Origin of the sequence: Sinorhizobium fredii NGR234 (genome assembly GCF_000018545.1) — a bacterium.
Taxonomy (GTDB): Bacteria; Pseudomonadota; Alphaproteobacteria; order Rhizobiales; family Rhizobiaceae; genus Sinorhizobium; species Sinorhizobium fredii_A.
Genome location: NC_012587.1, coordinates 2152236 through 2167768, shown reverse-complemented (window position 1 = coordinate 2167768; position 15533 = coordinate 2152236). Strand labels below are relative to the sequence as shown.

12 protein-coding genes are annotated in these 15533 nt (G+C 63.5%); 11 read left to right on the top strand and 1 reads right to left on the bottom strand.

Annotation, left to right across the window (positions count from 1 at the left end; genetic code table 11):
- The first annotated feature begins 1 nt into the window (after window position 1).
- From murB to ligA, 9 genes are all read left to right on the top strand, one after another.
- Complete coding sequence (murB, locus tag NGR_RS21715) at window positions 2-976, top strand: UDP-N-acetylmuramate dehydrogenase (RefSeq protein ID WP_012708631.1); 975 nt, start codon at window positions 2-4, stop codon at window positions 974-976.
- A gap of 330 nt (window positions 977-1306) precedes the next feature.
- On the top strand, window positions 1307-2227 hold the full coding sequence (locus NGR_RS21710) for a D-alanine--D-alanine ligase (RefSeq protein WP_012708630.1): 921 nt from the start codon (window positions 1307-1309) through the stop codon (window positions 2225-2227).
- The gene (gene ftsQ, locus NGR_RS21705) at window positions 2215-3144 is read left to right on the top strand and encodes a cell division protein FtsQ (RefSeq protein ID WP_164924398.1); all 930 of its coding nucleotides are present in this window, start codon (window positions 2215-2217) and stop codon (window positions 3142-3144) included. Before NGR_RS21710 ends, ftsQ begins: the two co-directional genes overlap by 13 nt.
- Window positions 3141-4472: a cell division protein FtsA gene (gene ftsA, locus NGR_RS21700; RefSeq protein ID WP_012708628.1), complete on the top strand. Its 1332-nt coding sequence runs from the start codon at window positions 3141-3143 to the stop codon at window positions 4470-4472. Before ftsQ ends, ftsA begins: the two co-directional genes overlap by 4 nt.
- Window positions 4473-4570: 98 nt before the next feature.
- Window positions 4571-6331 (top strand): cell division protein FtsZ, encoded by a 1761-nt coding sequence (ftsZ, locus tag NGR_RS21695; protein ID WP_012708627.1) that lies wholly within the window; start codon window positions 4571-4573, stop codon window positions 6329-6331.
- A gap of 321 nt (window positions 6332-6652) precedes the next feature.
- Complete coding sequence (lpxC, locus tag NGR_RS21690; protein WP_012708626.1) at window positions 6653-7606, top strand: UDP-3-O-acyl-N-acetylglucosamine deacetylase; 954 nt, start codon at window positions 6653-6655, stop codon at window positions 7604-7606.
- A gap of 323 nt (window positions 7607-7929) precedes the next feature.
- On the top strand, window positions 7930-8796 hold the full coding sequence (locus tag NGR_RS21685) for an outer membrane protein assembly factor BamD (RefSeq protein ID WP_012708625.1): 867 nt from the start codon (window positions 7930-7932) through the stop codon (window positions 8794-8796).
- A 36-nt stretch (window positions 8797-8832) separates the two neighbouring features.
- Window positions 8833-10506, top strand: a complete 1674-nt coding sequence (gene recN, locus NGR_RS21680) for a DNA repair protein RecN (protein WP_012708624.1) — start codon at window positions 8833-8835, stop codon at window positions 10504-10506.
- A 164-nt stretch (window positions 10507-10670) separates the two neighbouring features.
- Window positions 10671-12824, top strand: coding sequence for an NAD-dependent DNA ligase LigA (gene ligA / locus NGR_RS21675; protein WP_012708623.1), 2154 nt, complete (start codon window positions 10671-10673; stop codon window positions 12822-12824).
- Window positions 12825-13058: 234 nt separating this feature from the next.
- Here the strand turns inward: ligA and NGR_RS21670 are convergent, their stop codons facing one another.
- On the bottom strand, window positions 13059-13463 hold the full coding sequence (locus tag NGR_RS21670; RefSeq protein ID WP_012708622.1) for a VOC family protein: 405 nt from the start codon (window positions 13461-13463) through the stop codon (window positions 13059-13061).
- A 284-nt stretch (window positions 13464-13747) separates the two neighbouring features.
- On the opposite strand from NGR_RS21670, the gene panC reads away from it, so the two are divergent.
- Both panC and panB read left to right on the top strand, forming a co-directional pair.
- Window positions 13748-14623 carry a pantoate--beta-alanine ligase gene (gene panC, locus NGR_RS21665; protein ID WP_012708621.1) on the top strand — a complete coding sequence of 292 codons (876 nt, stop codon included), beginning with the start codon at window positions 13748-13750 and terminating at the stop codon, window positions 14621-14623.
- A 2-nt stretch (window positions 14624-14625) separates the two neighbouring features.
- Complete coding sequence (gene panB, locus NGR_RS21660; RefSeq protein WP_012708620.1) at window positions 14626-15447, top strand: 3-methyl-2-oxobutanoate hydroxymethyltransferase; 822 nt, start codon at window positions 14626-14628, stop codon at window positions 15445-15447.
- The last annotated feature ends 86 nt before the right edge of the window (window positions 15448-15533 follow it).

Sequence of the window (15533 nt, the reverse complement as noted above, 5' to 3'; positions counted from 1 at the left end):
CATGAAGCAGGTTAACGGTCAGAAACTCCTGGACGCGCTCGGAAACGGCGTCAGTGCAATCCGCGGCCGCATCACGCCCGATGCCCCGATGGACCGGGTGACCTGGTTTCGCGCCGGTGGGCTCGCCGAACTCATGTTCCAGCCGCACGACACGGACGATCTCGTCGCCTTCCTGAAGCTGGTACCGGAAGAAGTGCCTGTCATGGTGATCGGCGTCGGCTCGAACCTGCTGGTGCGCGACGGGGGTATACCGGGGGTCGTCATTCGTCTCTCCGCCAAGGGTTTCGGTGATCTGGAGATCGTCGGCGAGAACCGCATCAAGGCAGGGGCGATCTGCCCGGACAAGAACATCGCGGCGATGGCGCTCGACCATGGCATCGGCGGCTTCTACTTCTATTACGGCATCCCGGGCTCGATCGGCGGCGCACTGAGAATGAATGCCGGCGCCAATGGCGGCGAGACCCGCGAGCGTGTCGTCGAGGTCCACGCCGTCGACCGCAGGGGTAACAGGCATGTGCTGAGCAACGCCGACATGGGCTATTCCTACCGGCACACCGCCGCCGCCAAGGATCTGATCTTCACGCATGCGATCTTCGAGGGCTTTCCGGAAGACAAGGCGAAGATCCGCCACGATATGGATGCGGTGCGCCAGCATCGCGAGACGGTGCAGCCGATCCGCGAGAAGACCGGCGGTTCCACGTTCAAGAATCCGGAAGGCAATTCGGCCTGGAAGCTGATCGACGAAGCTGGTGGCCGCGGAATGATGATCGGCGGCGCCCAGATGTCGCCACTGCACTGCAACTTCATGATCAATACCGGCCAGGCGAGCGGCTATGAGCTCGAATATCTCGGCGAAACGGTCCGCGCCCAGGTGCTCGAGCATTCCGGCATCAAGCTGGAATGGGAGATCAAGCGGATCGGCAAGTTTATGCCTGGCTACGAGATCAAGGAATTCCTCGGCCGCGCTGACGGCTGAGGCGAGAAGGATCGAATGAACAAGGGCCGCGACGGGAAACCGCCGCGGCTTTTTGCTGCTTCTCAGCCTCCGCCGAAAGGCTCGCGGGACATGCGGGAAATCTCTCGTGCCCGCCTTTAAAAGTGCCGATTCAGCATGGAAGCCCTGTGTATTGGTCGATTCTCGCTGACGGCGACTGCAGGCACCGCAACAAGAGTTAACCAAAGTAAACGGTTCGTTAACCATATTGTCGTTGTAGTGGCCCTACGCGGAGATCTCGCGACTCGGGCTGTCGGAAACAGCCAGACGCAAGCAAGCTTTGCGATAGTGGCGTACTGTTTGGGGGTCTGAATGAGCGGCAAGCATGTTGCTGTCCTGATGGGCGGATTTTCCTCGGAGCGGCCGGTGAGCCTGTCTTCCGGGGCAGCTTGCGCGGATGCCTTGGAGGCCGAGGGCTATCGCGTCAGCCGGGTCGATGTCGGCCGGGATGTGGCTGCCGTGCTCGCCGATTTGCGTCCGGATATTGTCTTCAACGCCCTGCACGGGCCGTTCGGCGAGGACGGGACGATCCAGGGCATTCTGGAATATTTGGAGATTCCCTACACCCATTCCGGCGTGCTCGCCTCGGCGCTTGCGATGGACAAGGCGCAGGCCAAGCACGTTGCCAAGGCGGCTGGCATCCCGGTTGCCGACGCGTTGATCATGGATCGCCGCGAGTTCGGCAATGCCCATCCGATGAAGCCGCCTTATGTCGTGAAGCCGGTCCGCGAGGGATCGAGCTTCGGCGTCGTCATCGTCAAGGAAGACCAGTCGCATCCGCCGCAGGTCATTACCTCCAGCGAATGGCGCTACGGCGACCGCGTCATGGTCGAGCGCTACATTGCCGGCCGCGAACTCACCTGTGGCGTCATGGGTGACGTGGCGCTCGGCGTCACCGAGATCATCCCGCAGGGGCATGCCTTCTACGACTATGATTCCAAATACGTAAAAGGTGGTTCGGCGCACGTCATTCCGGCGCAGATTTCACCAAATATTTACCAAAAAATACAATCATTGGCGGTGAAGGCGCATCAGGCGATCGGTTGCCGCGGCGTCAGTCGATCCGACTTCCGTTTCGATGATCGTGGCGAGGGCGAGTTGATCTGGCTGGAGATCAATACGCAGCCCGGCATGACCCCGACCTCCCTGGTGCCCGAAATGGCGCAGCATGCGGGCCTTCAGTTTGGTGAGTTTCTAAGATGGATGGTGGAGGACGCATCGTGCTTGCGTTGAGGGGCAGAAGGGGCAGAAGGGTTCGTCCTGCGCTCGGCGTCGCCGCCGAGGGTGACGAGGCATTCGTCTTGCCGCGGCCGCTGCGCAAGGGCGTCCGCTTTCTGGTCAGCCTCGGTGCCGGCCGCGTCCGCTTTCCCGCCCATACCGGCACGCTCGCCGCCGCCGCTTTCCTTCTGGCGACCGGTGTCTATGGCATGTCGCTCGGAGGTCACACGCAGAACTTCGCGCAGGCTTCGACGACGGCTGCCGGCTTTGCCATCGAAGACGTCCGGGTCTCCGGCAACGAGCAGACCTCCGAGATCGACATTCTCCAGCAACTCGGTCTCGACGGGACGACCTCGCTCGTGGCGCTCGATATCGCTGAGGCGCGCCGTCTGATCGGTGAATTGCCGTGGGTGGAGAGCGTGACGGTGCGCAAGGTCTACCCGGCGACCATCGAAGTGAATCTGAAAGAGCGCCAGGCCTTCGGCATCTGGCAGCACGGGTCTGACCTGTCGCTTATCGAGCGCAGCGGCAGCGTGATTGCCCCGTTGCGTGACAACAAGTTCGCGGCGTTGCCGCTCTTCGTCGGCCGCGATGCCGAGACCGCTGCGGCTGCCTTTTACGACGAGTTTTCCCGCTGGCCGGAGTTCCGCTCGCGCGTCAAGGCCTTCGTCCGTGTCTCGGGCCGGCGCTGGGATCTGCGCCTCGACAACGGCGTCGTCGTCAAACTTCCGGAGAAGGACATCGCCCGGGCGATGCAGGTTCTCGCCGGGATGGAAGAGGGTCATCAGCTTCTCGAGCGCGATATCGCTGCCGTCGATCTGAGGCTTGAGGACCGCACCACCGTACAGCTCACACCAGAAGCGGTTGCGCGCCGGGAAGTGGCGCTGAAGGCGAGGGAGAAGATGCTGAAGGCGCAGGAGAAGCGGATATGAGTCTGTTCGGTTCCGCCAGTTTCGGCCTGCCGCGTCTGAAGCCGCTTTCCTCGAAGCGGTCGCACGTCGTTTCGGTGCTCGACATCGGCTCGACCAAGGTCGTCTGCATGATCGGCCGGCTGACGCCGCGCGCCGAGAGCCAGATCCTGCCCGGCCGCACCCACAATATCGAGATCATCGGCATCGGCCACCAGAAGTCGCGCGGTGTGAAGAACGGCGTCATCGCCGACCTGGACGCCGCCGAAAGCGTCGTAAGGCTCGCCGTCGACGCAGCCGAGCGGATGGCAGGGCTGACGATCGACAGCCTCATCGTCAACGTTTCGGCCGGCCGCCTGCAGAGCGACGTCTATACCGCGACGATCGACCTCGGCGGCCAGGAAGTCGACGCGAACGACCTCAAGAAGGTGCTCGCCGCCGCCGGCCAGCAGTCGCTCAGGACCGATCGCGCCATCCTCCATTCGCTGCCGACCGGCTTCTCGCTCGACGGAGAGCGCGGCATCCGCGACCCGCTGGCGATGTTCGGCGACGTGCTCGGGGTCGACATGCATGTGCTGACCGTCGAACGGGCGGCGCTGAAGAACCTCGAGCTTTGCGTCAATCGCGCCCATCTCTCGGTCGAAGGCATTGTCGCCACGCCCTATGCCAGCGGTCTCGCCGCACTCGTCGACGACGAGGTCGAGCTCGGCTGCGCGGCCATCGACATGGGCGGCGGCACGACGACCATCTCGGTCTTCGCCGAAGGCAAGCTTGTCCATGCGGATGCCGTCAGCCTCGGCGGCCATCACGTGACGACCGACCTGGCGCGCGGACTGTCGACCCGGATCGAGGATGCAGAGCGGCTGAAGGTCGTGCATGGCTCGGCGCTGCCGAACAGCGCCGACGAGCGCGACATCGTCTCCGTTCCGCCGATCGGCGAGGACGACCGCGACCAGCCGACCCATGTGCCGCGCGCGCTTGTCTCGCGCATCGTGCGGGCCCGAATCGAGGAAACGCTGGAGCTCATCCGCGACCGTATCCAGCGCTCCGGTTTCAGCCCGATCGTCGGCAAGCGGATCGTCCTGACGGGCGGCGCCAGCCAGTTGACCGGTCTGCCGGAAGCGGCGCGGCGGATCCTGGCGCGCAATGTCCGCATCGGCCGTCCGCTCGGCGTTGCCGGCCTCCCGGCCGCCGCCAAGGGTCCGGCATTCTCGACGGCCGTCGGTCTGATGATCTATCCGCAGGTCGCCGATCTCGAGACCCATGCCAGCCAGGGTGGCATGTTCTCGGCTCTCGGCGGCGGCAACAGCCGAATCGCCCGGATGGGCCAGTGGTTGAAAGAGAGTTTCTGAGTTTCGCCGGCGCGTTGGGCGCGGGGCAGACGGGTATTCGAGTTTGAAGGATTTGGCCGGCTCGGCAAGGCGGCCAGAAAAAGAGAAGGAACGGTACTATGGCCATCAACTTGCAAAAGCCGGACATTACCGAGCTGAAGCCGCGTATCACGGTCTTTGGCGTCGGCGGCGGCGGCGGCAACGCCGTCAACAACATGATCACTGCGGGCCTGCAAGGCGTCGATTTCGTCGTCGCCAACACGGACGCGCAGGCGCTCACTATGACCAAGGCCGAACGGATCATCCAGATGGGTGTTGCCGTCACCGAAGGCCTCGGCGCCGGCTCGCAGCCGGAAGTCGGCCGTGCGGCCGCCGAAGAATGCATCGATGAGATCATCGATCATCTGCAGGGTACGCACATGTGCTTCGTCACCGCCGGCATGGGCGGCGGCACCGGCACCGGTGCTGCGCCCATCGTCGCCCAGGCCGCCCGTAACAAGGGCATCCTGACCGTCGGCGTCGTCACCAAGCCCTTCCAATTCGAAGGCGGGCGCCGCATGCGCATCGCCGACCAGGGCATTGCCGACCTGCAGAAGTCGGTCGATACGCTGATCGTCATCCCGAACCAGAACCTCTTCCGGATCGCCAACGACAAGACGACCTTTGCGGACGCCTTCGCCATGGCCGACCAGGTTCTCTATTCGGGCGTCGCCTGCATCACCGACCTCATGGTCAAGGAAGGCCTCATCAACCTCGACTTCGCCGACGTCCGCTCGGTGATGCGCGAGATGGGCCGCGCCATGATGGGTACCGGTGAAGCGTCCGGTGAAGGCCGTGCCATGGCGGCTGCTGAAGCGGCGATCGCCAACCCGCTGCTCGACGAAACCTCGATGAAGGGCGCGCAAGGCCTGCTCATCTCGATCACCGGCGGCCGCGACCTCACCCTCTTCGAGGTGGACGAGGCGGCAACGCGCATCCGCGAGGAAGTGGATCCGGACGCCAACATCATTCTTGGCGCGACCTTCGACGAAGACCTCGAGGGCCTGATCCGGGTTTCGGTGGTTGCAACCGGTATCGACCGTGGAGCCGCGGAGGTATCCGGCCGCTCCGCCGACTTTCGTCCGGTAGCGCCGAAGCCGATCGTCCGTCCGTCCGCTGCCATTCCGGCCCAGCCACAGCCTGTCGCTATCCAGCAGCCGGCACCCCAGCCGCAGCCGGTGCAGCAGGCCGCACCGCAACCGGTCCAGCAGGTCGATCAGATCGCCCTTGCTATCCGCGAAGCCGAAATGGAACGCGAGCTCGATATCGCCACCCGCGCCCAGGTCATTCAGCCGGCGCCGCAGGTGCAGGAAGAGGCCTTTCGCCCGCAGAGCAAGCTCTTTGCCGGCGCCGCTCCGGTGGAAACCGTTGCCGTAGCGCGTCCGGCGCAGCCGATGCCGCGGCCGGTGGAAGCTCAGGTTCAGCCGCAGATCCAACCGCAGCCGGTTCGCCAGGAGCCTGCTCAGGTCATTCGCCAGCACGCCGAGCCGGTGCGCATGCCGAAGGTCGAGGACTTTCCGCCCGTCGTGAAGGCCGAGATCGACCACCGCGCACAGCCTTCGGCGGCGCTCCAGGAAGAGCGCGGTCCGATGGGTCTCCTCAACCGCATCACGAGCTCGCTTGGGTTGCGCGAACGGGAAAGCCAGAGCGTCTCGTCCGACATGACCTCGGCAGCGCCGAGTGCCGCTTCCCAGCAGCGCCGTCCGCTTTCGCCCGAGGCGAGCCTCTACGCGCCGCGTCGCGGTCAGCTCGATGATCAGGGCCGTGCCGCACCGCAAATGCGCTCGCAGGAGGACGATCAGCTCGAAATTCCGGCGTTCCTGCGCCGTCAGTCGAACTGATTCGCAAGCCGTTCCTTTACCTTGCCGGTGCCCGGGCGATAGCCCGGGCATTTTCATATTGCTGTTTTATTTCAATGGGTTGCTATTTCGATTGTGCGCATATGAATTGCGTAACAAAGCGAAACGAACAGTGATTTGGAATGGTGCCTCCGAACTCTTATTTTCAGCATCGGATAGGGGACGCATGCGATTCATCGCTGTCAGTTCGAACGTGGCTTCGGCCGACAGCCGGCGGTCACGACTGGCAGGTCTGTGTTGACAATCGCCGTGTCCCCGCAAGAGTTTGGCTTCGGCCGTATTTGATTGAAAGTGACGAAGAGAATGGGAATCGAATTGCTCGGGTTTCAGACGACGATTGCAAGCCCGATAACCCTCAAAGGAATTGGCGTCCATTCCGGCGCCGAGGTAGAGATTACCTTCCATCCAGCCGAGGCGGATGCCGGCATCGTCTTTCAGCGGGTTCTCGCCGGCGGACGGGTGAGCGAGTTCAGGGCCGTTTCGTCCCAGGTCGGCAACACCGATCTTTGCACCGTCCTCGGACTCTCGCCGGCAACATCGATCGCCACCATCGAGCACGTCATGGCGGCGATCTATGCGCTTGGCCTCGACAATCTGTTGATCGAAGTGCATGGCGCGGAAATGCCCATCATGGATGGCAGTTCCGAGCCTTTCATCGACGCCATCGAGCAGGCGGGGATTCAGGCGCTGGCCGTGAAGCGCCGCTACATCCGCATTCTCAAGCCGGTTCGGATCGAATCGGGCGCTTCCTGGTCTGAATTCACGCCCTATGACGGCATGCGCTTCGAAGTCGAGATCGATTTCGATTGCCCGCTGATCGGCCGTCAGGCCTGGAAGGGCGACATGACGCCGGCCGTCTTCAAACGGGAACTGTCGCGGGCGCGGACCTTCGGCTTCATGCGCGACGTCGAGCGGCTGTGGGCGGCGGGCTTTGCGCTTGGCTCCTCGCTCGAAAACTCCGTGGTGATCTCGGACGACGACACGGTCGTCAATATCGAAGGTCTTCGTTATGCGGACGAGTTCGTCCGTCACAAGACGCTCGACGCCGTGGGTGACCTTTCGCTCGCAGGCGCACCGTTCCTCGGCTGCTATCGCTCCTATCGCGGCGGCCACAAGATGAACGCCAATGCCCTCAAGGCGCTGTTGAGCGACCCGACCGCCTATGAGGTGGTCGAAACCGCATCCCAGCGCCAGCGCACGCGCTCGCGCGAACTGGTCGCGGTCGCCGCTCCGGGCTTTGCGCCCTGGTCGGCATAAGCAAAGACAGCTCACTTCTCTCCAGTCGCCGGCCGAAAGGCCGGCGTTTTTCATGGCGGGGTGGAGTAAGACGCGGCGAATTGCGGGTGGAAAAGGGTGCACAACCCGCGGAAAGCCGCCAGAACGTCACAAATTTGCATGAATTGCCGATCATGACATTGCGATCTTGAGGCAACTTGCTCTAAAACGCGCAAGTCTGGCGGTACTGCATGTCACCTTAAATCGACCTCGATCTAAGGTGACATGCAGCAATTCAAAGTGCTACGGCGACCATTGCGCATCTTGTAAGACGCGCGGCGCTGTAGGTGAAACGGGAATATCCGATGGTTCTTGCAGTTTCTGTTGATATGAGAAAATCAGCGCGCGTCGTCGCCGTCGTTCTTGCGGCCATCGCCGGCAGCAGCCTGATCACCGCCTGCCAGAACGACCCGGATATCGATATCACCAAGCTCACCGCGGAAACCGATCCGCCGGAAGTGCTTTATAACCAGGGCCTCGCCAACCTGAATGCCGGCAAGACGACGGAAGCCGGACGCAAGTTCGACGCGATCGACCGGCAGCATCCGTTCTCCGAATATGCCCGCAAGGCACTGGTGATGAACGCCTTCGTCGCCTATCGCAACGGCCAGTACCAGGACGCCATCAACTCCACAAATCGTTATCTGAACCTCTATCCGCAGTCGGAAGACGCGGCCTATGCGCAATATATCCAGGGCCTCGCTTATACGAAGCAGATCCCGTCGGTGACGCAGGACCAGAAGCCGGCCCAGAGGGCGATCGAGGCGATGCAGGTGGTCGTCGATAAATATCCCGACTCCGAATATGTCGACGACGCGCAGTCGAAGATCCGCTTCGCGCGCGACCAACTCGCCGGCAAGGAGATGCAGGTCGGGCGCTATTACCTCGAGCGCAAGGAATATCTTGCCGCCATTTCTCGTTTCCGCGTCGTCGTCGAGCAGTATCCGAACACCAACCAGGTCGAGGAAGCGCTGGCGCGTCTGGTCGAGGCCTATTTCTCCATGGGCGTGACGGCGGAGGCACAGACGGCGGCAGCGGTTCTCGGGCATAACTATCCGGACAGCCAGTGGTACGCCGATTCCTACAAGCTGCTGCAGTCGGGCGGTCTCGAGCCGCGCGAAAGCGGCACGTCCTGGATCGCGCGCGCGGGCAAGAAACTCATCGGCGCCTGACAGCCTCGGCGCTTCCAACCGAAGATATGACACCGGATGCTCGCCCAGCTCTCGATCCGCGATATCGTCCTGATCGAACGGCTTGACCTCAGCTTCGACGCGGGGCTCTCGGTGCTGACCGGTGAAACCGGTGCGGGAAAATCCATTCTTCTCGACAGCCTGTCGCTGGCGCTGGGCGGCCGCGGTGATGGCTCGCTCGTGCGCCATGGAGAGGAGAAGGGGCAGGTGACCGCGGTCTTCGACGTCCCGCCCGGCCATTCGGCGCGGCTTCTGCTGCACGATAACGGCATCGACGACGACGGCGACCTGATCTTTCGCCGGGTGCAGTCGGCCGACGGCCGTACCAAGGCCTTCATCAACGACCAGCCGGTGAGTGTGCAGCTGATGCGCCAGGCCGGGCAGGTGCTCGTCGAAATTCACGGCCAGCACGACGACCGGGCGCTTGTCGACATCGACGCGCACCGCGCGCTGCTCGATGCCTTCGGCGGCACCACCGAGGCGGCGGCAGAGACAGGGGTGCTCTATCGCGCCTGGAGGGACACCGAGCGCGGCCTGAAGAAACACCGCGAGCGGGTGGAGGCGGCAGCACGCGAGGCGGACTACCTGCGCTCCTCCGTCGAGGAACTCGAGGCGCTGGCGCCGCGGGACGGGGAGGAGGAGGAACTCGCCGAAAGCCGGGCGCGGATGATGAAGGTCGAGCGCATTGCCGGCGACATCAGCGAGGCGTCGGAGTTCCTGAACGGCAATGCCTCGCCTGTGCCGCTGATCGCTTCGCTGGTGCGACGGCTCGAACGCAAGAGCCACGAGGCGCCGGGTCTGCTGGAAGAGACGGTGGAGCTTCTGGACGGGGCGCTCAACCACCTCTCAGACGCGCAGATGGCCGTGGAGCGGGCGCTGCGCAACACCGAATTCGACCCGAAGGAACTGGAGCGCGTCGAGGAGCGGCTCTTCGCGCTGCGTGCCGCCAGCCGCAAATATTCGGTTCCCGTCACCGAACTGCCGGCCCTTGCCGTCCGGATGATCGCCGCTCTCGCCGATCTCGACGCCGGCGAGGAGAGACTGAAGCAGCTCGAAATGCAGGTGGCCGAGGCGAAAGCGGCTTTCGACGCCGCAGCGCGCGCGCTGTCGGAAAAACGCCACAACACGGCGACCGCGCTCTCGGCCGCGGTCATGGAAGAACTGCCGGCGCTGAAGCTGGAACGGGCCCGCTTCATGGTCGAGGTCGCCAGCGATCCGAATTCGCCGTCGGCCGAGGGCATCGACGTCGTCGAATTCCACGTGCAGACAAACCCGGGGACTCGGCCGGGACCAATCATGAAGGTCGCGTCGGGCGGCGAGCTTTCGCGCTTCCTGTTGGCGCTGAAAGTGGCGCTCGCCGATCGCGGTTCGGCGCCGACACTGGTCTTCGACGAAATCGACACGGGCGTCGGGGGCGCCGTGGCGGACGCCATCGGCCAGCGGCTGAAGCGGCTTTCCAAGACCGTCCAGGTGCTTTCCGTCACGCATGCACCGCAGGTCGCTGCGCGCGCCGCGACGCACCTCCTGATCTCCAAGGGCCCATCGGCGCAAAAAGCCGAAATGATTTCGACGCGCGTCGCCCGCATGGACGACGAGGCGCGCACCGAGGAAATCGCCCGCATGCTGGCCGGCGCCTCGATCACCGAAGAGGCGAGGGCGGCGGCGGCGCGCTTGCTGGCCGGAAACGGCTGATCGCACCACTTTTCTTTCTCGCAGGTTGTTCTACGGCGCCGCGCGTCTTTCAGACGCGCAAAGGTCGCCGTAGCACTTTGAATAGCTGCATGATTTTGTCCTCAAATCGATTCCGATTTGAGGAATCATGCAGTAAAACGACTCCCAATCCGGAGTCGCCATCCATGCTGAACGAGAAGAAACCCGTCGAGCAACTGACCGAAACGGAAGCGGCCGAGGAGCTCGCCTTCCTCGTGACGGAGCTCGCCCGCCATGATGCGCTCTATCACGGGCAGGATGCTCCGGAGATCTCGGATGCGGATTATGACGCGCTGAAGCGCCGCAATGATCTGATCGAGGAGCTCTTTCCGGCGCTGATCCGTGAGGATAGCCCTTCGAGGAAGATCGGTGCTGCACCGTCGCTGACCTTCCAGCCGGTTCTCCATGCCCGGCCGATGCTGTCGCTCGACAACACCTTTTCCGACGAGGACGCCCGCGATTTCGTCGCCGGCATCTACCGCTTCCTAGGCAAGCTCCCTGACCACTCGATCGCCTTTACCGCCGAGCCGAAGATCGACGGGCTTTCGATGTCGCTGCGCTACGAGAACCGCAAGCTGGTGACGGCGGCGACACGTGGCGACGGGACGACGGGCGAGAACGTCACCGCCAATATCCGCACGATCCGGATGATCCCGCAGACCTTGCCGGCCGATGCACCCGATGTCGTCGAAGTCCGCGGCGAGATCTATATGGCAAAGTCCGATTTCGCCGCACTCAATGCCGAAATGGCGGCGCAGGGCAGGCCGCTCTACGTCAATCCGCGCAACACTGCGTCCGGGTCGCTGCGGCAGCTCGATGCGAAGGTAACGGCAAGCCGCAAGCTGCGCTTCTTCGCCTATGCGTGGGGCGAGATTTCCGCCATGCCGTCGGATACGCAGTTCGGCATGGTCGAGACCTTCAAGGCCTGGGGATTCCCGGTCAATCCGCTGATGCAGCGTTTGTCTTCCGCGGACGAGCTGCTTCAGCACTATCACCATATCGAGCGCGAGCGCCCGGATCTCGACTACGATATCGACGGCGTCGTCTACAAGGTCGACCGCCTCGACCTGCAGGCGCGGCTCGGCTTCCGATCGCGCAGCCCACGCTGGGCGACCGCGCACAAGTTTCCGGCCGAGCAGGCCTTCACGCGGCTGAAGGGCATCGACATCCAGGTCGGCCGCACCGGCGCGCTGACGCCGGTTGCGCGGCTGGAGCCGATCACGGTCGGCGGCGTCGTCGTCACCAATGCGACGCTGCACAACGAGGACTATATCCGCGGCATCGGCAACAGCGGCGAGCCGATCCGCGAGGGGCGCGACATCCGCATCGGCGACATGGTCATCGTCCAGCGGGCAGGCGACGTCATCCCGCAGATCGTCGACGTGGTGATGGACGAGCGGGCAGAGGGAGCGGAGCCTTACAGGTTCCCGACCACCTGCCCGGTCTGCGGCAGCCATGCGGTGCGCGACATCAACGAGAAGACCGGGAAGGTGGACGCGGTGCGCCGGTGTACCGGCGGCTTCGTCTGCCGGGCCCAGGCGATCGAGCACCTGAAGCATTTCGTCTCGCGCCATGCCTTCGACATCGAAGGGCTCGGATCGAAGCAGATCGAATTTTTCTTCGAAAGCGAGGATCCGACGCTGTCGATCCGCACCGCGCCCGACATCTTCACCCTTGAGCGCCGGCAGGAGGCGTCGCTGACCAAGCTCGAAAACATCGAGGGTTTCGGAAAGGTCAGCGTTCGCAAGCTCTATGAGGCGATCAACGCCCGGCGCGAGATCGCGCTGCATCGCTTCATCTATGCGCTCGGCATCCGCCATGTCGGCGAGACAACGGCCAAGCTGCTGGCGCGCTCCTATGGCACCTATGAACACTTTCGCGCGGCGATGGTCGATGCGGGAAGCCTTGCCGGCGACGCCTGGAACGAGCTCAACAGCATCGAGGGTATCGGCGAGGTCGTCGCCCGCGCTATCGTCGAGTTCTACAAGGAGCCGCGCAATCTCAAGGTCGTTTCCGATTTGCTTGAAGAAGTGAGGCCGGAAAGCGCCGAAACGCGGGTCTCGACGGACAGCCCCGTTGCGGGCAAGACGGTGGTCTTCACCGGGTCGCTCGAGAAAATGACGCGCGACGAGGCGAAGGCGAAGGCGGAAAGCCTCGGCGCCAAGGTGGCAGGCTCAGTTTCGAAGAAGACCGACATCGTGGTCGCCGGTCCCGGCGCCGGCTCGAAGCTCGACAAGGCCCGCGAACTTGGCGTTCAGACCATGGACGAGGACGAGTGGCTGGCGTTGATTGGTGGGTAGCGACAGGAAGACGCTTGAGGTTTTCCAAGGTCTCAGCCATCGCACCAACCCGGGTTAAGGGCGGAGGCGGCCGCTGTTGCAACGGCTCGTCCAAACAGAGATGCGGCGAGCACTCATTCTCCGTCATCCTCGGGCTTGACCCTGGGTCAAGCCCGAGGACGACCGGATAAGGGAAACCTAAGCGGCAGACAACAGCAGCAACGTGGGAGAGCAAGTCCCGGGGGCGTCGGTCAATCAACCCTCTTGTTGCGCCGACATGTCCATCCACATCAACTCCCAGACATGGCCGTCGGGATCCTGGAAGCTCACGCCGTACATCGAGCCGTAGTCGATGGCCGGCTTCCACGGCTTGCCGCCGGCGGCGATCGCCTTGTCGAACATTTCGTCGCATTCGGCGCGGCTTCCCGCAGAAAGGGCGGTGATGACTTCCGTGGACCTCGCCGTATCGCTGATCTCGCCGATGATAAAGCTGCGGAATTTCGGCTCGGTCAGCAGCATGGCAAAGATATTGTCGTCAATGACCATGCAGGCGGCGGTGTCGTCGGAAAACTGTTCGTTGAAGGTGAAGCCGAGGGAGGAGAAGAAGGCTCGGGAAGCTTTCAGGTCCTTGACGGGCAGGTTGACGAAAATCATGCGCATAGGGTGCTCCTCGTGTAGATCATTGATGAGCCAAGGACGAAGGCAGGTGGCCTCTGCCGACAGGTGGGAGAGAAATTATCTGGAGCCACGTTTGCGGCTTTCAAGGGCCCGATCAGCCGAGGCCCGGCGATCCTCCTCGCCCCATTTCCATTTGTGTTTTTGCGCCGCACAAGATAGAGCTTTGCAGCCAAAATTTGTGCAATTGCCTTTTCGCGGAACTGGCAACACGCCATATCAGCGAGCGGGGTGCGACTTGCCGCCCCGGCGGATTGGAGGGTCCGGAGATGAAGACCATAGCCAGCATCGCCGAGTTGCGCGCAGCTCTTGCCGAGCACCGGCGCGCCGGCAGAACGATCGGCCTGGTGCCCACGATGGGCTATCTTCATGTCGGCCACATGGAACTGGTGCGCCGCGCGCGCGGCGAGAATGACGTGGTCGTCGCCAGTATCTTCGTCAATCCGCTGCAGTTCGGCCCCAACGAGGACCTCGCCAAATATCCTCGCGATCTTGCTCGCGACGAAAAGATGCTGACCGAAGGCGGCGTCGATTTTCTTTTCGCGCCGGGCGTTGCGGACATGTATCCGCAACCGATGGAGGCCGTCGTCGACCTGCCGAAGCTCGGCTCCGAGCTCGAGGGCTCGGTTCGGCCCGGGCATTTCGCCGGTGTTGCGACCGTCGTCACCAAGCTCTTCAACATCGTCCAGCCGGATCGCGCCTATTTCGGCGAGAAGGATTTCCAGCAACTGCAGATCATCCGCCGCATGGTGGAGGACCTCGCCCAGCCGGTCACCGTTGTCGGCGTGCCGACTGTTCGGGAAGCCGACGGGCTCGCCTGTTCGTCGCGCAATGTCTATCTGACGGCGGACGAGCGCCGCGCGGCGGCGATCGTGCCGAAGGGGCTGGACGAGGCCGAGCGGTTGATCGGAAGCGGCGTCACCGACGCGGCGGCTGTCGAAAAAGGCGTCACCGAGTTCCTGTCGAACGAGCCCTTGGCGCGACCCGAGGTGGTGGCCTTGCGTGACCCGCTGACGCTCGAGCCGGTCAGCGAGATCGGCGAGAAGCCGGTGCTGCTCCTGCTCTTCGTCCGCTTCGGCACCACGAAGCTGCTCGACAATCGCGTCATCGCTCCGAAATCCGCCCGTTTTGCAAAGGTTGCCTGAGAATGAGCGTCCAGACCACGAAGCGGCGGCTGAGCCCCGCCAGTATCGAAGCCCTGAAGGGCGAGCGGCCGATCGTCAGCCTCACGGCCTATACGACGCCGATCGCGCGGCTGCTCGACCCGCATGTGGATTTCCTACTCGTCGGCGATTCGCTCGGCATGGTGCTCTACGGCCTCGACACGACGGTCGGCGTCACGCTCGACATGATGATCGCCCATGGCCAGGCGGTGATGCGCGGCTCCGAGCGCTCCTGCATCGTCATCGACCTTCCCTTCGGCTCCTATCAGGAATCGAAGGAACAGGCCTTCCGCAGTGCGGCGCGCATTCTGAAGGAAACCGGCTGCAGCGCGGTCAAGCTCGAGGGCGGGGCAGAAATGGCCGAGACGGTTGATTTCCTCGTCAGCCGCGGCATTCCGGTGCTAGGCCATGTCGGCCTGATGCCGCAACTGGTCAACACCACCGGCGGCTATCGGTCCGTCGGGCGCAACGAGAAGGAAGTGGCGAAGATCCGCCGCGACGCCAAGGCGATCGACGACGCCGGCGCCTTTGCAATCGTCGTCGAAGGCACGGTCGAGCCGGTCGCCCGCGAGATCACCGCAACGCTGCGTTGCCCGACCATCGGTATCGGCGCATCGCCCGCCTGCGACGGCCAGATCCTCGTCTCCGACGACATGCTCGGCATTTTCAACGATTTCAAGCCGCGCTTCGTCAAGCACTTCGCCGAGCTCGCCCCGGCGATCTCGAAGGCGGTGGAAGATTACGCCAACGAGGTCAAGGCCCGCACTTTCCCCGGGATCGAGCATACGTTCCAGGTAAAGCGCTAAGGTGCCGCCGCGGCGGCCGATGTCTAGCCGCGGCCTCTCGTTCAGCCATCAGAAAATTCAATCTGTGCATCAGTGCAATTGAATTG